Source organism: Mycobacterium sp. NGS40 (assembly GCF_059812735.1).
Genome location: NZ_JCALDG010000004.1, coordinates 1 through 21156, shown reverse-complemented (window position 1 = coordinate 21156; position 21156 = coordinate 1). Strand labels below are relative to the sequence as shown.

19 protein-coding genes are annotated in these 21156 nt (G+C 67.8%); 15 read left to right on the top strand and 4 right to left on the bottom strand.

Annotated features, from left to right (window positions below; genetic code table 11):
* Positions 1–16 precede the first annotated feature (16 nt).
* Genes AC5Y5O_RS07680 through AC5Y5O_RS07670 form a run of 3 tightly spaced genes read left to right on the top strand, consistent with a single transcriptional unit; the run spans position 17 to position 2478 of the window.
* On the top strand, positions 17–604 hold the full coding sequence (locus AC5Y5O_RS07680; protein WP_096287847.1) for a peroxiredoxin: 588 nt from the start codon (positions 17–19) through the stop codon (positions 602–604).
* Positions 605–618: 14 nt separating this feature from the next.
* On the top strand, positions 619–1155 hold the full coding sequence (locus AC5Y5O_RS07675) for an alkyl hydroperoxide reductase (RefSeq protein ID WP_096287845.1): 537 nt from the start codon (positions 619–621) through the stop codon (positions 1153–1155).
* Positions 1156–1164: 9 nt separating this feature from the next.
* Positions 1165–2478, top strand: a complete 1314-nt coding sequence (locus tag AC5Y5O_RS07670; RefSeq protein ID WP_500024502.1) for an alpha-amylase family glycosyl hydrolase — start codon at positions 1165–1167, stop codon at positions 2476–2478.
* On the opposite strand, the gene AC5Y5O_RS07665 is transcribed toward AC5Y5O_RS07670, so the two are convergent.
* Positions 2475–2909 (bottom strand): DUF1810 domain-containing protein, encoded by a 435-nt coding sequence (locus tag AC5Y5O_RS07665; protein ID WP_500024501.1) that lies wholly within the window; start codon positions 2907–2909, stop codon positions 2475–2477. The genes AC5Y5O_RS07670 and AC5Y5O_RS07665 overlap by 4 nt on opposite strands.
* Before the next feature lie 18 nt (positions 2910–2927).
* On the opposite strand from AC5Y5O_RS07665, the gene AC5Y5O_RS07660 reads away from it, so the two are divergent.
* The 7 genes from AC5Y5O_RS07660 (at position 2928) to AC5Y5O_RS07630 (ending at position 9399) form a co-directional block, all read left to right on the top strand.
* A complete protein-coding gene (locus AC5Y5O_RS07660) occupies positions 2928–4163 on the top strand; it encodes an alpha-hydroxy acid oxidase (RefSeq protein ID WP_500024500.1) in 1236 nt (411 codons plus the stop codon).
* Positions 4164–4211: 48 nt separating this feature from the next.
* Positions 4212–4760 carry a CGNR zinc finger domain-containing protein gene (locus AC5Y5O_RS07655; RefSeq protein ID WP_500024499.1) on the top strand — a complete coding sequence of 183 codons (549 nt, stop codon included), beginning with the start codon at positions 4212–4214 and terminating at the stop codon, positions 4758–4760.
* Between the two features lie 110 nt (positions 4761–4870).
* On the top strand, positions 4871–7189 hold the full coding sequence (gene lon / locus AC5Y5O_RS07650; RefSeq protein WP_500024497.1) for an endopeptidase La: 2319 nt from the start codon (positions 4871–4873) through the stop codon (positions 7187–7189).
* A 35-nt stretch (positions 7190–7224) separates the two neighbouring features.
* Complete coding sequence (locus AC5Y5O_RS07645; RefSeq protein ID WP_096287835.1) at positions 7225–7614, top strand: nitroreductase family deazaflavin-dependent oxidoreductase; 390 nt, start codon at positions 7225–7227, stop codon at positions 7612–7614.
* Positions 7615–7654: 40 nt separating this feature from the next.
* The gene (locus AC5Y5O_RS07640) at positions 7655–7987 is read left to right on the top strand and encodes a TfoX/Sxy family protein (RefSeq protein WP_096287833.1); all 333 of its coding nucleotides are present in this window, start codon (positions 7655–7657) and stop codon (positions 7985–7987) included.
* 36 nt (positions 7988–8023) lie between these two features.
* Positions 8024–8668 (top strand): endonuclease, encoded by a 645-nt coding sequence (locus tag AC5Y5O_RS07635; protein ID WP_096287831.1) that lies wholly within the window; start codon positions 8024–8026, stop codon positions 8666–8668.
* Complete coding sequence (locus AC5Y5O_RS07630; RefSeq protein ID WP_500024496.1) at positions 8665–9399, top strand: DUF72 domain-containing protein; 735 nt, start codon at positions 8665–8667, stop codon at positions 9397–9399. Before AC5Y5O_RS07635 ends, AC5Y5O_RS07630 begins: the two co-directional genes overlap by 4 nt.
* Here AC5Y5O_RS07630 and AC5Y5O_RS07625 read toward each other — a convergent pair.
* The 3 genes from AC5Y5O_RS07625 to AC5Y5O_RS07615 form a co-directional block, all read right to left on the bottom strand.
* A complete protein-coding gene (locus AC5Y5O_RS07625) occupies positions 9396–11522 on the bottom strand; it encodes an NAD-dependent epimerase/dehydratase family protein (RefSeq protein ID WP_096287827.1) in 2127 nt (708 codons plus the stop codon). The genes AC5Y5O_RS07630 and AC5Y5O_RS07625 overlap by 4 nt on opposite strands.
* A gap of 111 nt (positions 11523–11633) precedes the next feature.
* A complete protein-coding gene (locus tag AC5Y5O_RS07620) occupies positions 11634–13118 on the bottom strand; it encodes an acetyl-CoA acetyltransferase (RefSeq protein WP_500024495.1) in 1485 nt (494 codons plus the stop codon).
* A gap of 9 nt (positions 13119–13127) precedes the next feature.
* Entirely contained in the window at positions 13128–15524 is a 2397-nt protein-coding gene (locus AC5Y5O_RS07615) for a CaiB/BaiF CoA transferase family protein (RefSeq protein ID WP_500024493.1), read from the bottom strand.
* Between the two features lie 132 nt (positions 15525–15656).
* On the opposite strand from AC5Y5O_RS07615, the gene AC5Y5O_RS07610 reads away from it, so the two are divergent.
* The 5 genes from AC5Y5O_RS07610 to AC5Y5O_RS07590 form a co-directional block, all read left to right on the top strand.
* A complete protein-coding gene (locus AC5Y5O_RS07610; RefSeq protein WP_500024491.1) occupies positions 15657–16568 on the top strand; it encodes an undecaprenyl-diphosphate phosphatase in 912 nt (303 codons plus the stop codon).
* A 17-nt stretch (positions 16569–16585) separates the two neighbouring features.
* The gene (locus AC5Y5O_RS07605; RefSeq protein ID WP_500024486.1) at positions 16586–17059 is read left to right on the top strand and encodes a DUF427 domain-containing protein; all 474 of its coding nucleotides are present in this window, start codon (positions 16586–16588) and stop codon (positions 17057–17059) included.
* Between the two features lie 42 nt (positions 17060–17101).
* Positions 17102–17950 (top strand): SDR family oxidoreductase, encoded by an 849-nt coding sequence (locus AC5Y5O_RS07600; protein ID WP_500024480.1) that lies wholly within the window; start codon positions 17102–17104, stop codon positions 17948–17950.
* Between the two features lie 46 nt (positions 17951–17996).
* Positions 17997–20384, top strand: a complete 2388-nt coding sequence (locus tag AC5Y5O_RS07595; protein ID WP_096287817.1) for a phosphoketolase family protein — start codon at positions 17997–17999, stop codon at positions 20382–20384.
* Between the two features lie 37 nt (positions 20385–20421).
* Positions 20422–21156, top strand: a 735-nt coding sequence (locus tag AC5Y5O_RS07590; protein ID WP_500024477.1) for a CPBP family intramembrane glutamic endopeptidase, incomplete at its 3' end; no start/stop codon positions are given.

Here is a 21156-nt window from a genome sequence, read left to right as displayed (position 1 = left end):
ATAAGGAGACGCGGACATGGCACTGCTTACGATCGGCGATCAGTTCCCCGCCTACGAGCTCACCGGTCTGATCGGCGGCGATCTGTCGAAGGTCGACGCCCAGCAGCCCGAGGACTACTTCAAGACATTCTCCAGCAACGACTACGAAGGCAAGTGGCGGATCGTGTTCTTCTGGCCGAAGGACTTCACCTTTGTGTGCCCGACCGAGATCGCCGCGTTCGGCAAGCTGAACGACGAGTTCGAGGATCGCGACGCGCAGGTGCTCGGCGTCTCGGTGGACAGCGAGTTCGTGCACTTCCAGTGGCGGGCACAGCACGAGGACCTCAAGAAGCTGCCGTTCCCGATGCTGTCCGACATCAAGCGGGAACTCGCGCTGGCCACCGGTGTGCTCAATGCCGACGGCGTCGCCGACCGCGTCACCTTCATCGTCGACCCCAACAACGAGGTCCAATTCGTCTCGGCGACCGCGGGATCCGTGGGGCGTAACGTGGACGAGGTGCTTCGAGTCCTGGACGCTCTGCAATCCGACGAGCTGTGCGCCTGCAACTGGCGCAAGGGCGACCCGACCTTGAACGCCGGCGAGCTGCTCAAGGCCTCGGCCTGACTCTGGAGGCTGTGATGAGCATCGAGAATCTGAAGGAAGCGCTGCCGGATTACGCCAAGGACCTCAAGCTCAACCTTGGCTCGATTGCCCGCACCACCGTGCTGAACGACGAACAATTGTGGGGCACGTTGCTGGCCAGTGCGGCAGCAACGCGAAACTCCCAGGTGCTGGCCGAGATTGGGGTCGAAGCGGCCGACAACCTGTCTGCCGAGGCGTACCAGGCGGCTCTGGGCGCCGCGTCGATCATGGGAATGAACAATGTGTTCTACCGTGGCCGCGGTTTCCTGGAGGGTAAGTACGACGACCTTAGGGCCGGATTGCGGATGAACATCATCGGCAACCCGGGCGTGGATAAGGCGAATTTCGAGCTGTGGTCGTTCGCGGTGTCGTCGATCAACGGGTGTTCGCACTGCGTTGTCGCCCACGAGCACACGCTGCGCGAGGCTGGTGTCGATCGTGAAGTGGTCCTGGAAGCCCTGAAGGCCGCAGCGATCGTTTCTGGTGTGGCACAAGCGATCACGGCCGCGCAGACACTGGCCGGCGTCGGCTGATCATCGCCGGTGACCGCATCCTGGGTGACGCACGCGATCTGGTGGCAGATCTATCCCCTGGGCTTTGTGGGAGCGTTTCCCACGCCCGAGGGATCGGCGCCGGCGGGTCCGGGCGAACACCGGTTGCGGCGGCTTTCCGAGTGGTTCGATCACGCCATCGAGCTGGGGGCATCCGGAGTTGCGCTGGGGCCGATTTTCGCCTCGCGCACACACGGTTACGACACGACCGACCATTACCGGATCGACCCCCGGCTCGGTGACGACCGCGATTTCGACTATCTGATCGCCGAGGCCCGCTCCCGCGGCCTGCGGGTGTTGCTCGACGGTGTCTTCAACCATGTCGGGTTGGACTTCGGCCGCTACCGGGACGCGGCGCACGACGACGCGGCGGCGCACTGGTTTCGGGGCCGTCCCGGGCGGTTTCACACCTTCGAGGGGCATTCCGAACTCATTACCCTCAATCACGACAACCCGGAAGTCGTCGACTACGTCGCCGACGTGATGTCGCACTGGTTGCAGCGGGGCGCGGACGGCTGGCGCCTGGACGCGGCTTATGCGGTACCACCACAGTTTTGGGCGACCGTGCTACCGCGGGTGCGCGAGCGGCATCCGGACGCATGGTTCGTCGGCGAACTTATCCACGGCGACTATGCCGCGGTCGTCGAGGAGGCCACGTTCGATTCCGCCACCCAGTACGAACTGTGGAAGGCGATCTGGAGCAGCCTCAACGACGGCAACTTCTTCGAGCTGGATTGGGCGCTGCAGCGCCACAACACGTTTCTGGCCAGCTTCGCGCCGCTGACGTTCATCGGCAATCACGACGTCACTCGCATCGCCAGCCGACTGGAGGACTCCCGTCATCTGCAGCACGCGCTGGCGCTGCTGCTGACGATCGGCGGGGTGCCCAGCGTGTACGCCGGCGACGAGTTCGGGTTCCGTGCCGTCAAAGAGGAGCGCTACGGCGGCGACGACGCGGTGCGCCCGGCGTTCGGTTCGCCTCCTTTGCCATTGGACGACTTTGGTGCCGAGGTGTGGCGGCTGCACCAGTTCCTGGTCGGACTGCGCCGTCGCCATTCCTGGCTCCATTCCGCCACCACCACGTCGCTACGGCTGGCCAACCGGCACTACGTCTACGAGACGCGCAGCGGCGACGACGCCCTGGTGGTGGCGTTCAATATCGGCGGCGAGCCGTTGCGGCTGGTGCTGTCGGAGCTGGGACCGGCGCGCGCAGAGGTGGTCGCCGGATCGGCGGCCCCGCCCAGCGACGTCGTCGGCGAGGTGACCGTCGAGCCGCACGGCTGGCGCATCCTGCGGCCCGCTTAGTCGTGTAGCCGGGCCAGCGTCAGGTCGTCCTGCTCACCGCGGTAGTAATTGTCGAGCAGCGTGCGGAAGTCCTGGGGGTCGTCGGTGGCCAGCGCGAACAACGTCATCGACGAACGCAGCTTGAGATCGTCGGGTGAACCGAAGATCTCCCTGATCGAGCGGCCTCGCACCTGGTTGACCAGCTGGGTGCACTCATGCAGCCGCGGCCCCAGCACCTCGTGTCCAAGGTAGGCCCGAGCCTCCTGCAGCGACGAGATGCCGTAGTGCGCCGCCGTCGGACTGCTGCCCAGCCCGCGCAGCTGCGGGAAGACGAACCACATCCAGTGACCACGCTTTCGCCCGTTCCGCAGCTCTTCCACGACGCTGCCGTAGACCGGCTCCTGTGCGACAACGAAACGTGTCAGATCGAAGGGGTCGTCTGCCGAGTCCATATGACTACGGTGACATACATGGCCGTCAAACGACGCATGCCCAAAGCCCGCGACCTGGGCCCGCTCATGCAGTTCAAGCGGCCTCAGCTCAACGCGACCACGCGGCGGCTCAGCGCCGCATTCACGATCGAGGATCTGCGCCGCATCGCCAAGCGGCGTACCCCCAAGGCGGCTTTTGACTACACCGACGGCGCGGCCGAGGAGGAGTTGTCGCTGCAGCGTGCCCGACAAGCCTTCCGCGACATCGAATTTCACCCGACGATCCTGCGTGACGTCAGCAATGTGACCGCCGGGTGGGACGTGCTGGGTCAGCCGGTGGCCTTGCCGTTCGGCATCGCGCCGACCGGATTCACCCGACTGATGCAGACCGAAGGCGAGATCGCCGGAGCGGCGGCGGCGGCCCGGGCCGGCATCCCGTTTTCGCTTTCCACGCTCGGCACCTGCGCGATCGAAGACCTGGTGGCCGCGGTCCCGCAGGGCCGCAAATGGTTTCAGCTATATATGTGGAAGGACCGGGACCGGTCGATGGCGCTGGTCAAGCGGGCCGCCGACGCCGGTTTCGACACCCTGCTGGCCACCGTGGACGTACCGGTCTCCGGGGCGCGGTTCCGGGACAACCGCAACGGGATGACGGTCCCGCCGTCGCTGACGCTGCGCACCGTGCTCGACGCGGTGCCGCACCCGAAGTGGTGGTTCGACCTGCTGACCACCGAGCCGTTGGCGTTCGCGTCGCTGGATCGCTGGCCGGGCACCGTCGCGGAGTATCTGAGCACGATGTTCGATCCCAGCCTGACCTTTGACGATCTGGCCTGGATCAAGGACCAGTGGCCCGGCAAGCTCGTGGTCAAGGGCATCCAGACGCTCGACGATGCGAAGGCCGCCGTGCAGCACGGCGTCGACGGTATCGTGTTGTCCAATCACGGTGGACGCCAACTGGATCGGGCCCCGGTGCCCTTCCATCTGTTGCCGGTGGTGGCGCGCGAGCTGGGCAAGGACACCGAGATTCTGGTGGACACCGGAATCATGTCGGGCGCCGACATCGTGGCCGCGATCGCGCTGGGCGCACGGTTCACGCTGGTCGGGCGGGCCTATCTCTACGGGCTGATGGCCGGCGGCGAGGCCGGGGTCAACCGCGCGATTGACATCCTGGAGAGCGGGGTGCTGCGCACGATGCGGCTGCTGGGCGTGCGGAGTCTCGAGGAGCTCTCCCCCGCCCACGTCACGCAGCTGCGCCGGCTCGGGCCGATCGAGTAGGTCGGTCGATCTGTTGCGGGGCTGACCGAAACCTGTCAAGGTGGTTACGTGCAATTCGGGTTCGTATGCGGCCGGGCCTGCCTCAACTTCGCGGGCACGCTGAAACACCGCAACACCTCGCGCGAAGAACGGTTGATCGAGCCCGCGGTGTTGTCGGAATGGGCAGTGCAGGCCGGATTGGTGGATGCCGCCATCGAGGTCACCGACGACGATCTTGCCGCCGCGATCGCCGTGCGCGAAGCGATCTACCGGACTGTCACCGCGCGGCTGGACGCCCGCGAGCCCGAGCCGGCCGATGTCGAGCTGTTGAATGAGCAGGCATCGCGCCCCGCGCTGACGCCGCGGCTGCTCCCCAACGGGGACACGTCCCGCGAGGGGACCGCGGCACAACTGATCGCCACCCTGGCCGCGGATTTGCTGGACCTGCTCGCGGGCCCCGACATCGACAACGTCAAGCGCTGCGACCACCCGGACTGCTCGCTGCTCTATGTCGACTCCTCGCGGGCGAAGAACCGGCACTGGTGCGGCATGGCCACCTGCGGCAACAAAGTCAAGGTCCAGGCATTCCGGGCGCGGCAGCGCGCTGCGGCTAATTGAAGCCAATTGAACGCCGGTTGACCCACGCAACACCGCACGCCCGGGAGTCATCGGGAACAAAACCCATTCGCCAAAGGTTGAGCGCAACAGACTAAACCTTTGGAGTATTGATGTCTGAACCCAAATCAGTGCCGGTGCTGTTCGTCACCGACACCATCGTGTTGCCCGGAATGGTTGTGCCGGTCGAGCTGGACGATGCCGCGCGGGCGGCCATCGACGCGGCGCGGGCCAGTGAGTCCGGTGAACTGCTGATCGCCCCCCGCCTCGAGGACCGCTATCCGTCCCACGGGGTGATCGCGAAGATCCTTGAGGTCGGACGTATCGCCGGCGGTGGTGGCGCCGCGGCCGTCGTGCGCGGTGAGCGCAGGGCGCAGATCGGCGCGGGAGCCTCCGGCCCCGGCCCGGCGTTGTGGGTCGAGGTGACCGAGGTGGCCGACGCCGACGTCACCGACGAGGTCACGGCGCTGGCGGCGGAGTACAAGAAGCTGCTGCTGGCCATGCTGCAGCGGCGCGAGGCGTGGCAGATCATCGACTACGTCAACAGCCTGACCGATCCGTCGGCGCTGGCCGATACGTCGGGGTACGCGTCGTATCTGACCGATTTGCAGAAGCGGCAGCTGCTGGAGACGGTGGACGTCGCCGCGCGGCTGCGGGTCCTGATCGACTGGATGGCTGATCATCTGGCCGAAGTCGAGGTCAACGACAAGATCGCCGAGGACGTCCGCGAGGGCATGGAGAAGACGCAGAAGGAGTTTCTGCTGCGCCAGCAGCTCGCCGCGATTCGCAAGGAATTGGGCGAGGAGGGAACTGACGGTTCTGACGACTACCGGGCCCGGGTCGAGGCCGCCGAGCTGCCCGACAACGTCCGCGAGGCCGCGCTGCGCGAGGTCGGCAAGCTGGAACGCGCCAGCGACCAGAGCCCGGAAAGCGGCTGGATTCGCACCTGGCTGGACACCGTGCTGGACCTGCCGTGGAACGTCCGCACCGAGGACTCGACGGATCTGGCGGCGGCGCGGGCCATTCTGGACGCCGACCATCACGGACTGGACGACGTCAAGGACCGCATCGTCGAATATCTGGCGGTGCGTTCGCGGCGCGCCCAGCGTGGGCTGCAGGTCGTCGGCGGCCGCGGCTCGGGCGCGGTGATGGTGCTGGCGGGTCCGCCCGGGGTCGGCAAGACGTCGCTGGGCGAGAGCGTGGCCCGGGCGCTGGGCCGCAAGTTCGTGCGCGTCGCGTTGGGCGGCGTGCGCGACGAGGCCGAGATCCGTGGGCACCGGCGCACCTATGTGGGCGCGTTGCCGGGCCGGATCGTGCGCGCGATCGGCGAGGCGGGTTCGATGAATCCCGTTGTGCTGCTTGACGAAATCGACAAGGTTGGATCCGATTATCGTGGCGACCCGAGCGCGGCACTGCTCGAGGTGCTGGACCCGGCGCAGAACCACACGTTCCGCGACCACTACCTGGATCTGGACCTCGACCTGTCTGACGTCGTGTTCTTGGCTACTGCCAACGTGATTGAAAATATCCCATCGGCGCTGCTGGACCGCATGGAGCTGGTGGCGATCGACGGTTACACCGAGGACGACAAGGTCGCCATCGCCCGCGAGTACCTGCTGCCGCGGCAGCGCGAGCGCGCGGCGTTGACCAGCGACGAGGTCACCGTCACCGACGCGGCGCTGCGCAAGATCGCCGCCGATTACACCCGCGAGCCGGGGGTTCGTCAGTTCGAGCGGCTGCTGGCCAAGGCACTGCGCAAGGTGACGACCAAGATCGCGGACGAATCGGTGATCATCGACGAGCCGGATCTAGTGGATTACCTTGGCCGGCCGCGGTTTACGCCGGAGTCGGCCGAACGCACCGCGGTGCCGGGCGTTGCCACGGGACTGGCTGTCACCGGCCTGGGTGGCGATGTGCTCTACATCGAAGCCGGGGCCACCGACGGTGAGCCCGGGTTGCAGCTGACCGGTCAACTGGGCGACGTGATGAAGGAGTCGGCGCAGATCGCGCTGTCCTACGTCCGCTCCCACGCGGCCGAACTGGGTGTTGACCCGGCGACGCTGGACCGGCGCATCCACGTGCACGTGCCGGCGGGTGCGGTGCCCAAGGATGGCCCGTCGGCCGGGGTCACGATGGTCACCGCGCTGGTGTCGATGGCTACCGGTCGCCGGGTTCGCTCCGACGTCGGCATGACCGGTGAGGTTACGCTGAACGGCCGGGTGCTGCCGATCGGTGGCGTGAAGCAGAAGCTGCTGGCCGCCCAACGTGCCGGTCTGTCAACGGTTTTCATCCCGCAGCGAAACGAGCCGGACCTGGATGACGTTCCGGCCGAAGTGCTCGAGGCGCTGAGCGTCAAACCGATGACCGACGTCGCGGAGATCGTCGCGCAGGCGCTGGAACCGGTCGCGCAATCCACCATGGTGGCCGCCTGACCCCGGACAAGCCCGGGTATTGCAGAATGGGCGGTATGAGCGGCCTCGGCGATCTCAAACGGCAAGTAGTGCACCGTGTTCAGCGACTGGTGGTCAATCCGGTCGGTCGACAATTGCCGGTGACAATGCTCGAAACGACCGGCCGCAAGAGCGGGCAGCCTCGCCACACCCCGGTGGGCGGACGTGTGGTAGACAACCAGTTCTGGATGGTTTCCGAACACGGCGAGCATTCGGACTACGTCCGCAACATCAAGGCCAACCCCGGTGTCCGGGTCCGCCTCGGCGGTGTATGGCGCAACGGCACCGCTCACCTGTTGCCCGACGACGACGCGGTGCGCCGGCTGGGCAATCTGCCGCGGCTCAACAGCGCGGTGGTGCGCATCATGGGCAGCGAGCTGCTCACCATTCGGGTTGACCTGGACTGACCCGGCCACGCGTGTCGGTGCGCACGATTAGCGTCGACGCATGGCATACGACCACGACCTGGCCAACCGGATCCGCGAATTACTGGCACCGCAGGCCGGTGTCGACGAGAAGCCGATGTTCGGCGGGCTGGCCTTCCTCGTCGGCGGGAATATGGCGGTCGCGGCCAGCGGGAAGGGCGGATTGATGGTGCGGGTGCCGCCCGAGGACACCGCCACGCTGCTGGGTCGCCCGCACGTCAGCCCGATGGTGATGGCCGGCCGCGAAACCCGGGGCTGGTTGCGGGTCGCCGCCGAGGGTGTGAAAACCAAACGCCAGCTTGCGAGTTGGGTTGACCGCGGCATCGGGTACGCGCGCAGCCTGCCACCGAAGTAACGTTTGCCGCTGCGCGTGGCGGGTACGCGCGCAGCTATGAGCAAGTCGGACGGGTCCAGGCAGCTGGTGCGACGCGTGCTCAAAGCCGGCGGCAGCACGTACGCCCACGAGGCGGGAATCCGGATCAGCGACAAACCGATGCCGCTGTTTCAGCTGCTGGTGTTGTGCATGCTGGCCAGCAAGCCCATCGATGCCGCTATCGCGATGCGTGCGGCGCGCGAGCTGTTCAAGGCGGGCCTGCGCACGCCCAAGGCGATCCTGGCGGCCGACCGGCAAGAGATGATCGACGCGTTCGGCCGCGCGCACTACGTTCGCTACGACGAAAGTTCGGCGACCCGCCTCACCGAGATGGCGCAGCGGGTGAGCGACGAGTATTTCGGCGATCTGCGCGAAATCGCCGAGCGCAGTCATCACGACCCCGCTCGGGTGAAGCGAATGCTGAAAGAATTCAAGGGAATTGGCGATACCGGCGCCGACATCTACCTGCGCGAGGTGCAGGACGTTTGGCCGTGGGTCCGTCCGTACTTCGACGACCGTGCCACCGCGACAGCGAAGAAGCTGGGGCTGCCCACCGAACCGGCCGAGCTGGGAGCACTGGCGCCGCGGGCCAACGCGCGGTTGGCCGCCGCGCTCGTCCGGGCGTCGCTGGACAAGGACCTGCGTAGCCGGATGGCCGGTTGACCGTCCGGATCGGCACTTCGGGGTGGTCGTACGACCACTGGGTTGACGTGCTCTACCCGCGTGGAACGGCATCCGCGCGCCGGCTGGCCCGGTACGCGGAGGTTTTCGACACCGTCGAGCTCAACGCCAGCTTTTACCGCTGGCCCAAGGATTCGACGTTCACGGGTTGGCGCGACCAATTGCCGCCCGGCTTCACGATGTCGGTCAAGGCCCACCGCGGATTGACCCACTACCGCCGGCTGGGCTCGCCCGAGCCCTGGATCGAGCGATTCGAACGGTGTTGGCGCCTGCTGGGCGACCGTCACGGTGTGCTGTTGGTCCAGGTGCATCCAGAATTGCAGCGCGACAACGCATCTCAAGAGCGACTGGATTCGTTCCTGGATCGCGTTCCGGCATCTATCCGGGTGGCCGTCGAGTTGCGTCACCCGTCCTGGGACGACCCCGCCGTCTACCAGTTGCTGGAGCGCCACCGCGCCGCGTACGTGGTGATGAGCGGTGCGGGTTTGGCGTGCATACCGCGGGCCACCACCGATCTGGTCTACATCCGCATGCACGGCCCGGACCCGGAGTCGCGCTACGCCGATTCCTACCCGGACGACGAGTTGCGGTCCTGGGCAGACCGGGTCGTCGCATGGGACCGCGAGGGCAGGGACGTGTGGATGTACTTCAACAACGACCTGGGCGGCCACGCCGTCCGCAACGCGCTCTCGCTGCGGGATCTGGTGAGTTAGTCCGGCGCGCTGATCTCCTGGGCTGACGGTGGTTCGACCGGCGCCCAGTCGCGGTCGATGACGTCGGGCGGGTGCTGGGCTTGCAAGCGTTCCCGCTCGGCGCGGCGGCGTTTGATCCGCAGCCGGGCATCGGCCGGCATGGTGACCAGTTCATCGCAGGTCAGGTAGTACACGTCATCGACGACGTCGATCAGGTCGGCCTTGACTCGTCGAGATCCCAGCTCGCGCAACGTCACTCGAAGCTCGTGTGTGAATCGCAGGGTGGTGTCGTGGGCGAGCTCGCGTGAGACGCGGGCGTTGGTGGCGATGCGCCGGACCAGCGTCGGGGGCGGATCTGGTTCGGTGGGCTCGCCGGCCGCCTCGGCGGCCGCGGTCAACAGCAGCGTCGGGTCGTCGCCGAAGACTCGGCTGGCCAGCTCGCCCGCCCCGGGCCCGCGGTGCCCGATCCGCGCGATCGCGGCATCCACCAACGCGGCGGTCGGGGACGAAAGCGCACGGATGCTGGCGAGATTGCCTTCGGCGGCCATCGCCCGCAGTGGCGGGTCAGCACGCAGCGCGGCGGCTAGTTCGGCGATCACGTCGGTGACCCGGTTGCTTTCCATGATCGCGTTCACTCCAGGCACGCGGGAGCCCGCCGCGGTGTGTTCGAGTGCCGCCGCGGTGACGCCGGAGTCGATCAACCACAGCGCCGTGAGAATCCAGCCCTGGTGAATGCGGTCTCGCAGCAGCCGAACGCGCACGCCCAGGCCCGCGTCGGGCAACAGACCCAGTTGCGTGGCATCGGCATGTTCGGCGGTCGCGGCGGCGCTGTAGGCCCGCGTGTTGGCCTTGAGATGGCGCATCAGGGCCAGGGATCGCGTCGTCGCGACCGCCTTGGCGACCGACCCGAGCGCTCCGGCCGCCAGCCGGGGTTGACCGAACGGCAGTACGTCTGCGACCTGCGGCTGACCGACCAACGCGCGCGTGACAAGGGCCTGGTCATCCCAGCCGAGCAGCTGGTTTGCGGCGACGACGTTGGCCGAGACCCCGACGTAGGGGCGGTGACCGAACACCGCGATGGCCCTGCTGCCCCATTCGTCGTCGACCACACCGCCCAGCGTCAGTGCCTGGCCCATCACCCGGCTGGCGGTGCGCAGTCCGCTCATCTGCACGTCCAGGGTGATCGGGGTCAGCGGCCCGGGCAGCGCCTCGGTGAGGCCGTCGGTGGCGAATACCGGGAATCGCGGGTCGATGCGGTCGTCGAACTCGCCTTCGACGCCCTCGGGCGCGGCACTGTGCAGTTGGTCGGATGGTGCGGGACGCGGGATGACCTCGACCGGAAGCGCCATCTGCACGCCGTGGCTGGTCGCGCCTGCGGCGCCGAGCTTGCGGCCGACGAGTCCGCGCGCGGTGTCGGCGACCGCGTCGAATGCCGGCCAGCCGAACTCGAACTGCCAATCCTCCTGGGCGGCAACGATATCCACCGACGGAACCAGCTGCGGCCAGCCGCGAATCCGATGGCTTCGCGACCGGGGGTCTACGGCGCGCAACACCCGCCACGCGGTCACCACGTTGGTGGTATCCGGGGTAGCCAGATCCACGAAGCCGGTGCGGTCGGTGTTGAGCGCCAACACCAGAAACCGCACCAGGTCGTCGAGGTGCAGCACCCGTATCGGCTGCGCGGACACCTTCGTGCGCAGCAAGGTGGCCACGGTGCGGCACACCATCCAGTCGAGTTGTCGGCCCACCGGCGGCGCCATCCGGATGACCAGGCTTGGCCCCAGGCTGGTGGACACCAGGTCCTCCGCCGGCTCGTAGACCTCAGCGGCGCCGGCGGCCTGGGACACGAACACCAGGCGCGCACCGGCCCGTCCGGCCGCATGCGTCACATGCGCCACGCCGTTGATGCCCGCGCTGCCGGGCGCGTCGGGTTCGACCGGCGCCAGATGGATCACCGCGTCGGCTTCGTCGGCCAGTTCTTGCAGGATGGGGTCGTTCAGCGGTGCGCAGACGAACTCGACCGCGGGGTCCAGACGGGCGTCGGGATACTCAGAAATGCCGGAAACCGAATGCCCGGCAGCAATCAGCTGCCGTGCAACCAGCCGCCCGACTGTGCCGGTGGCGTCGGTAACCAGGATGTGCACCTGGGCTCACCTCCCCCAACGTCTGACTCGACAATATGCGCGCCTCTATCGCCGCGCGACTGTTACCGGGTGAACGGCACTGTGGCCTGGCCTTTTAACTCCCCCGCCGGGCTACTGCAGCGTGGCGCTGCCGTCCGCGGTGACGGCCACCTTGGTGCCACCGATATCTTCACGAATAGTCGCCTGCGCCGAGTCGGGATCGGCGATGACCGCCAGCGCCCGGGACCCCTCCGGCGTGCGCACAGCAACGAAAGCCTTCTCCGGCTGCCCGTCGCGATCGAACGGCGTCGTCCACGCTTCGACCGTGCCGACGCCCTCCCATTCCACCAATCCCTCTCGGTTCGGTTCCCGTTCCACCGCGGATTGCGCATTCTCCCAACGGAATTCGGCTGGCGGCTCGGTGCCGTAGACCCCGAAGCTGTGCTTGGTCAGGTAACCGCCGTTGGCGGTGATCAGGGCGCGCCGTCCGGGATTGGCCACCAGCAGTTCGGCCACCGTGGCAATCGAGTGCATCACGTAGTTGCTCCACGGGCCGCCGGCGAAGGTCAGGCCACCGGTGACGGTCAGCGGCCGGGCGGGGTCGTCGGTACTCAATCCGAGCTCGGCTGCCGCCACCTGAACGGCGGACGGAAAGCAGGAGTACAGGTCCACGTAGTCGACGTCGTCGATGCCCAGGCCGGCGAGCCGCAGCGCCCGCGCACCGGCGATTCGGATGGCCGCCGACTGGTGCAGTTCGTGGCGCTCCGCGATCGACGGCGTGTCGTAGGCGTCCGTGCCGGCGTGCGGGTAAATCCAGCGCTCCTGCGGGATGCGCAGGCGTTTGGCCTGCTCGACCGACGTCAGGATCAGCGCCGCGCCCTGATCGACCATGTTGTTGGAGTTCATCAGCTTCGTATAGGGCCAGCTGATCATCCGATTCTGCGGGCCGGGCTGCGCGATCTCGGCCGCGGTCGCGGGTTTGCGGATCCAGGCGTGCGGATTGCCGACCGCGACGGCGTTGAAGCGCGCCCACAACTCCCCGATGCGGTGGCGATGGTCCTCGACCAACTCACCGTTCGCGATGCGAAGGGACTGTTCGAACAGCGGGTAGACGTAGGCCGGCCGGTCTAGTCCGATCCGGAGCTCGGCATCGCCGGCCATCGGCACGTCCTCGCCGCTGACCTGGGCCATCGGCACGGATTCGTCCTGAGCCGTCCACTGCAGCCGGCCGCCCCTGGCCTTCAGCCCCCGCCGGGTGCGCCAGGTTTCGGCGCCGCTCAGCAGCACCACCCCGGCGCGGCCCTGCTGGATGTCCAGGCAAGCCTGGTTGAGCAGTGTTTGCGGGACGTTGCCGCCCACCGGGCTGTACAGCGTCGTGAACTTCGGTGCGCCGATCCGCTCGCCGACCAGCAGCCCGGCGTCACGGTAGGTCGCCGAAAGGACATTGACCACCCGGACGGAGTCCACGGCCCGCAGAACCTCGGCGCCGGCGGCCTGCTGAGCTGCGGCGACCATCAGGTCGACGGGTTCAACCGAACGTGTTTCCGGGTCGATCTCGTCCCGGTGATTGACCTGGCCATAGCCGATCAGCACCGGTGTTTTGGGGTCGACAGGCATGGGACGAACCTATCGTGGCGACGGAACCGCCGCGAACAGCACCTGATCGGTGATCAGGCGATCGATCTCCTCGGCGCTCATGCCGAGCAGAGTCCGGCAGAGCTCCCGGGTGTCCTGACCGGGCAGGGGTGCGGGCCGCTGTGGGGCCGCCGGGATGTGGCGGAACGGTGCCGGCCCCGTCTCGGCCGGCAGCGGGCGCTCGACCAGCGGATGCACCATGTCGCTGAGCAGCTTGCGCTCGACCAGTTGCGGGTCGGCGAGGACGTCCGGTGGACGGTTCATCGGTCCGGCCGCAATCCCGGCCGCCTGCAACGCTTCGGCGGCTTGTGCCGGGGTTCGGGTATGAGTCCAGGCGGCGACCAGCCGCACCAACTCCGCGCGATGGGCCGTGCGCGCCTGGCCGGTCGCGAAGCGCGGATCGTCAGCCAGCTGAGGCTGATCAAAAAAGGCAGTGAGACAACGCCATTCGGTGTCCGAGCAGATCGAGATGACGCACCATTCGTCATCGCCGGCGCACGGGTATACCGCGTGCACGCTGGTGTCGTCGCAGACGGCGGCGCCGGCTCCCAGCGCGGCCTGGGCGACGTAAAGGGTGTCCAGCTGATTGACGACGACCTCGGCCTGTGAGATGTGGACATGGGCCGGGTCGCCGGTCCGATCGCGGCGGATCAGCGCCGCCAGTGCCGCGATCGCGGTGACCCGTCCCACGATGTGGTCGGGAAAGATCGTCGTCGCGTCGTAGAACGCGTGCCGTGCCCCGGCGGTACGCGCTTCGGCGGAAGCTTCCTCGGATGTCCACAGACTGGTCACCCCGGTGGTGGCGCGGACCAACGGACCGTAACCCATGCGCCTGCTCCACGGCCCCCGGTTTCCGAACGCGCTGCTGCCCGCGAGCACGATGCGGGGGTTGATCTCGCGCAGGGCTTCGAATGAAAACCCAAGCGAGGTAAGGGTTCCCGGCTTGAAGTTGGCGAACACCGCGTCGGCCTCGGCGACCAGCCGGCGGAAGATCTCCTTGCCCTGCTCGCTACGCAGGTCCAGGCCCAGCGCCAGGTGATTGCGGTGGGTCCAGGCGAACGATTCGCTCATCACCGCGCCGACGCGCGACTGCCGCAGCCCGTCGGGATAGTCGGCGCTTTCGATCTTGATGACCTGCGCGCCCATGTCCCCGTAGAGCCGGCTCAACTCGCCGCCGGCGACGATCACGCCCAGGTCGAGAATCCTGAGGTCCGTGAACGGATACTCGCCGGCCGCGCCCGACGGGGCCGCGGTCACCGGGCCGGCCAGCCAGCGCGGTTCGTCGGCTCCGGCCACCGGAGCTGGGGTCCGGAAGCCGCAGCGTTCGTCGTCGACCACGAAGTATCCGGTGGGCACGTCGATGCGCACCCCGGGCACCAGCTCGGCACTGGTGATCGCGCCGACGGCCTGGAAGTGCTCGGAGGCCAGGATCCGCGACGGCGTCAGCACCGCCGAGATCGGCACTCCGTGCGCCTGGCCCTGCGCAACCAGCTCCTTCATGGTCTTGTCGGCGAACAACGCGTCGACCAGCACGCTGATCCGCGGCCACGCGGCGAACCGGGCGCCCAGCGTGTCGTAGCTGGGGTCCTGGAATTCCTCCGGCTCCCCCAACCACCGGCGCAGGCCACGCCACTGCCTGGGCGCCATCACGCAGAGCCGGACGTAGCCGTCCCGGCACGGGCAGATCGGGTACGGGTCCTGGTTTTTCGGCCGGCCCCGCCACGCGCTGGTGCGTTGTCCCGCGGTGGCCTGCCCATGCGCGCCGAATGCCGGGTCCAGCGCCATCACGACCGCGTCGAAACGTGAGAAGTCAATGTAATCGCCTGTGCCACAACGTAATCTGTTGTAATATGCGACGAGCGCCGCCCAGGTCGCCTGCACGGCGGCGGTGGCCGAGGCGATGCCGTCGGGCGGCAATACCGGGGTGCCGACGGTCGGTCCGGAGCGCGACAGCGCGCCCGACATCGCGAAGAGCACCGGGTCGGTCGCACGCCACGACGAGCGCGGCCCGGTGGCGCCGAAGTCGGTGATCGAAAGCACGACCAGGTGCGGGTGGCGATCGGCCAGCTCGACTGCCGACGTGCCGAACGTGGCGGCCTGATCCGCCGCGTCGACGACGATGTCGGCTCCCCCGACCAGCTCGAAGAAACTGCGGCGGTCGTCGTCGACGCGCGGATCCAGCACCACGCTGCGCTTGTTGGCGTTGTGCACGGCGAACGGGATGCTGGCACCGGCCAGCGTGGGCCGGTCGTGACGAGCGGGGCTGCCGCCCGGCGGTTCCACCTTGACGACGTCGGCTCCCAGGTCGGCGAGCAGGCGGGTCACCGTGTCGCTACTGCCGCTGGACAAGTCGACGATGCGCACCCCGGCGAGCAACTTGTCGGCCATCCGCCCACCGTACCGGCCCCGAGCGGCCAAATGCACAGCCGCTCAACCTGGTTCGGACGGGCTTCGGATCGGCCCAGCCGACCGGCTACGCTGCGTAGTTTGTCGTCCGCCGAGGAATGGAGGAGTCGGTCCGTGAGTGCGCACTTGAGTTACGTCGAAGCGCTTCTGGTCGGCGCCGCGCAGGGTGTGACCGAGCTGTTCCCGGTGTCCAGCCTCGGCCACTCTATTTTGGTGCCGGCCCTGGTCGGCGGCCAGTGGTCGCGCGACTTGGACGTGTCCGCACCGCAGTCGCCGTACCTGGCGTTCATCGTCGGCCTGCACGTCGCCACCGCCGCCGCGCTGCTGGTGTTCTTCTGGCGCGATTGGCTGCGCGTACTGGCCGGCCTCGGCTCCTCGGCGCGGCACCGCCGGATCCAGACGTCCAACGAGCGGTTGGCGTGGCTCCTGGTCGGCGGCACCATTCCGGTGGGTCTGGCGGGCCTCTTTCTAGAAAAGCTCTTTCGCACCACGCTGGGCAAGCCGATCCCGGCGGCAATCTTCCTGCTGCTCAATGGAATCGCCCTGTACGCCGGCGAGGTGCTGCGCCGCCGCGCCGCGGCCGCGGTCCCCGAACCGGTCGGCGCCCCCGTCGGGCACTCCGGCGAGGCCGTCGACAGCCGGCTCGCCCAGCTACCCATCGGGCGGGGCGTGCTGATCGGTGCCGCTCAGATCCTGGCGCTGCTGCCCGGGATCAGCCGTTCCGGCATCACAATCGTCGCCGGCCTGTGGCGCGGCTTGTCGCACGAGGACGCCGCCCGCTTCTCCTTCTTGCTGGCGACGCCGATCATCCTGGCCGCCGGCGTGTACAAGATCCCGGAGCTGTTCGGGCCGCTGGGCAGTGGCATCGGTGGCCAGGTGCTGGCGGGCAGCATCGCGTCTTTCATCTGCGCCTACCTCGCGGTGCGCTTCCTCACCCGGTACTTCGAAACCCGCACGCTGACACCGTTCGCCGTCTACTGCGCGGTGTTCGGGGCCGGTAGCCTGGCCTGGCTCTGCTTGCGTTGAGCAGGAGGTGTCTTGAGGTGAGCGATCAGGAATCAGTGTGGGACTACCCGCGGCCTCCGCGCGTCGAGCCGTTCACCGGCTCGATCACCGTTGAGCTGGGCGGCCACGTCATTGCCTCGACCAGCCACGCCTGGCGAGTCCTGGAGACCAGTCATCCGCCGACCTATTACCTGCCGCGTGACGCGTTCGCCGACGGCGCGGTGCGTTCTGCATCCGGTAGCTCGTGGTGTGAATGGAAAGGCCGCGCAAGCTATTACGACCTGGTCGGCGGCGGCGACGTCGTCGCCCGCAAGGCGGCGTGGAGTTATCTGAATCCAACCCCCGGCTTCGAGTCGATCGCCGGTGCGCTGGCCGTGATGGCCGCCGCCGTCGACCGGTGCACCGTCAACGGCGAGGTCGTCACCGCGCAGCCCGGTGGCTTTTACGGAGGCTGGATCACCAGCTGGGTCATCGGGCCGTTCAAGGGTGTCCCCGGTTCGGCGGGCTGGTGAAAGGTCATTGCGCGGCACGACATCGAGTGCTGTGCTAACCGGATGGCAGACAACGCGGCGCACGCTCTCAAGATTCGCGACAAGGTCATCGTGATCACCGGCGGCGCGCGGGGAATCGGGCTGGCCACCGCGACCGCGTTGCACAACCTGGGCGCCAAGGTCGCGATCGGCGACATCGACGAGGTCCGGGTCAAGGAGTCGGGTGCCGCTCTCGGCCTCGACGTGTACGGCAAGCTCGATGTCACCGATCCGCACTCGTTCGCGGAATTCCTCGACGAGGTGGAGCGCCAGCTCGGCCCCATCGACGTGCTGATCAACAACGCCGGCATCATGCCGCTCGGCCGCATCATCGAGGAGCCCGACGCGGTCACCCGGCGCATTCTGGACATCAACGTCTACGGCGTGATTCTCGGCACCAAGCTGGCCGTCCAGCGCATGGTGCCCCGCCACACCGGACACGTCATCAACGTCGCCTCGCTGGCCGGGGAGGCGAACATCCCCGGGGCGGCCACCTATTGCGCCAGCAAGCACGCGGTGATTGGCTTCACCGACACGGTCAGGCTCGAATACCGCGGCACCGGCGTGCAGTTCTCGCTGGTCAATCCGACGTTCGTCAACACCGAACTGATCGCCGGAACCCAGGGCGCGAAGGGCCTCAGAAACGCTGAACCGTCCGACATCGCCGACGCGATCATCGAGTTGATCGCCCGGCCCAAGCCGCGGGTCCGGATCACGAAGGTGATGGGGGCGCTGGCCGTTTCCGCGAAGTTCATGCCCCGATCGGTATCCGAGGGCCTCAACCGTCTCCTCGGCGGCGACCACGTCTTCACCGACGCCGTCGACACCGAGAAGCGCAAGGCCTACGAGGACCGCGCCCGCGGCGAGCAGTGATCGGCTCGCATGGCGGTGTTCATCGGGGGCGCGGACAATCGGGCACGTGAGCCTGCAAACCCCGACAACCGCGCCCGAAGCACTCTCCGACGACGAACTCACGCTGATCGACAAGTATTGGCGGGCCGCCAACTATCTGTCGGTCGGGCAGATCTATCTGCTCGACAATCCCCTGCTCAAACAGCCGCTGGCGGCTGAACACGTCAAACCCCGGCTGCTGGGGCATTGGGGCACCACGCCCGGGCTCAACCTCATCTACGCGCACCTGAACCGGATCATCCGCAACCGGGATGCCAATGTCATCTATGTCACCGGACCGGGCCATGGCGGCCCGGGCCTGGTCGCCAACGCCTACCTCGAAGGCACCTACACCGAGATCTACAGCGCCATCGGCGAGGGCACCGAGGGGCTGCGCAAGCTGTTTCGCCAGTTCTCGTTCCCCGGCGGCATCCCCAGCCACGTCGCGGCCCAGACCCCGGGCTCCATCCACGAGGGCGGTGAACTCGGCTACGCGCTGGTGCATGCGTTCGGTGCGGCGTTCGACAACCCCGACCTGGTGGTTGCCTGCGTGATCGGCGACGGCGAAGCCGAGACGGGTCCGCTGGCGGCCGGCTGGCACTCGAACAAATTCCTCAACCCGGCCGTCGACGGGGCGGTGCTGCCGATCCTGCACCTCAACGGTTACAAGATCGCCAATCCGACCGTGCTGGCCCGCATCCCGCACACCGAACTCGAATCACTGTTGCGCGGCTACGGTTACCGGCCGATCACGGTCGCCGGTGACGACCCGGCCACCGTGCACCGCGCGCTGGCCGCCGCGCTGGACGACGCGTTCGACGAAATCGCCGGCATCCAGCACGCGTCGCGCAACGGCACGACCGCCGAGCGCCCGGTGTGGCCGATGATCGTGCTGCGCACCCCGAAAGGCTGGACCGGCCCCAAGGAGGTCGACGGCAAGCACGTCGAGGGCACCTGGCGGTCCCACCAGGTGCCGTTGTCCGAGACGCACGACAACCCCGCGCACCGCGCGCAGCTCGAAGAGTGGATGCGCAGCTATCGGCCCGACGAGTTGTTCGACTCCCACGGCGTGCTGCGTCCCGAGCTGCGCCAGCTCGCCCCGAAGGGGCAGCGGCGGATGAGCGCCAACCCGCACGCGAACGGCGGCCTGTTGCTGCGCGAGCTGGACCTGCCGGACTTCCGCGACTACGCGGTGCCGGTCGAAAAGCCGGCCGCGTCCACCCACGAGGCGACCCGGGTGCTGGGGACCTTCCTGCGCGACGTCATCACCCACAACCCCGACCGCTTCCGGCTGATGGGACCCGACGAAACCGCGTCCAACCGGCTGTCGGCCGTGTTCGAGTCGACCGACAAGGTGTGGATGTCCGAGGTCGAGCCCGACGACGAGGGCCTGGCGCCCGACGGCCGCGTGATGGAGGTGCTCTCCGAGCACCTGTGCCAGGGATGGCTGGAGGGCTATTTACTCACCGGACGGCACGGGCTGTTCAACTGCTACGAGGCGTTCGTGCACATCGTCGACTCGATGCTCAACCAGCACGCGAAATGGCTGGCTACCAGCCGCGAACTGCCGTGGCGGCAGCCGATCGCGTCGCTGAACTACCTGTTGAGCTCGCATGTGTGGCGTCAGGACCACAACGGCGCATCACACCAGGACCCGGGGTTCATCGACCTGGTCGCCAACAAGCGCGCCGAGATCGTGCGCGTCTATCTGCCGCCGGACGGCAACACACTGCTGTCGGTGGCCGATCACTGCCTGCGCAGCCGCGACTACATCAATGTCATCGTCGCCGGCAAGCAACCCGCCCTGGCCTACCTCGGCATCGACGAGGCGATCGCCCACTGCACCCGCGGCCTGGGGATCTGGGATTGGGCGAGCACCGCGACCGGGGAACCCGACGTGGTGCTGGCCTGCGCCGGCGACATCCCCACCCAGGAGGCGCTCGCCGCGGCCGACATCCTGCGCCGCGAGCTGCCCGACCTGGCCGTGCGGCTGGTCAACGTCGTCGACCTGATGCGCCTGCAGCCGGACTCCGAGCATCCACATGGATTGCCGGATAAGGAGTTCGACGCGTTGTTCACCCGCGACAAGCCGGTCATCTTCGCGTATCACGGCTATCCGTGGCTGATCCATCGGCTGTGCTATCGCCGCACCAATCACCCGCACATCCATGTCCGCGGGTTCAAGGAGCGCGGCACCACCACGACGCCGTTCGACATGGTGATGCTCAACGACCTCGACCGTTTCCACCTGGTCATCGACGTCATCGACCGGGTTGACGGGTTGGCGGGCCGGGCCGCGCTGCTGCGGCAGCGGATGGTCGACGCGCGGCTGAACGCCCGCCGCTACACCCGCGAGCACGGCGAGGACGACCCGCAGATCGCGAACTGGAAGTGGGAATCTCAGCCGTCGTCGTGACCTGGGCGGCAGGGGCGCGCAGGTAAACTCGGCCGGGATGTCTGAGCACGCCACGGCCCTCGATGCCGTCGACCTGCACCCGGTGGTGTCGCAATTGTCGGCGCTGCACCGGCTGCGGCTGTACTTCGACATTGCCGTGGTGGTCGTGGTGCTGGTGCTGACCAACCTGGTCGCACACTTCACCACGCCGTGGGCGAGTGTCGCGACGGTGCCGGTGGCAGCCGTCGGGCTGGTCGTGTTGATGCGTGCCACCGGTTTGGACTGGGTCGACCTGGGCCTCGGCCGGGAGCACTGGAAATCCGGGCTGGGCTACGCGCTGGCCGCGGTGGCTGTCGTGGCGTCGGTGATCGCGGTCGGCGTACTGCTGCCCATGACGCGGCCGATGTTCCTGAACAACCACTACGCAACGGTCTCCGGCGCGCTGATCGCCTCGATGGTCATCATCCCGCTGCAGACCGTGATTCCCGAGGAGCTGGCCTTCCGGGGTGTGCTGCACGGCACGCTGCATCGGGCCTGGGGATTCCGCGGGGTCGCACTCGCCGGCTCATTGCTGTTCGGCCTGTGGCACGTCGCCACGTCGCTGGGACTGACCAGCAACAACGTCGGCTTAACCCGGCTGTTCGGCGGCGGGTTCGTCGGCATGGCCGCCGGCGTGACATTGGCCGTGGTAGCGACCGGCAGCGCGGGCTTCGTGTTCAGCTGGTTGCGCCGGCGCAGCGGCAGCCTGATCGCGCCGATCGCGCTGCACTGGTCATTGAACGGGCTGGGCGCC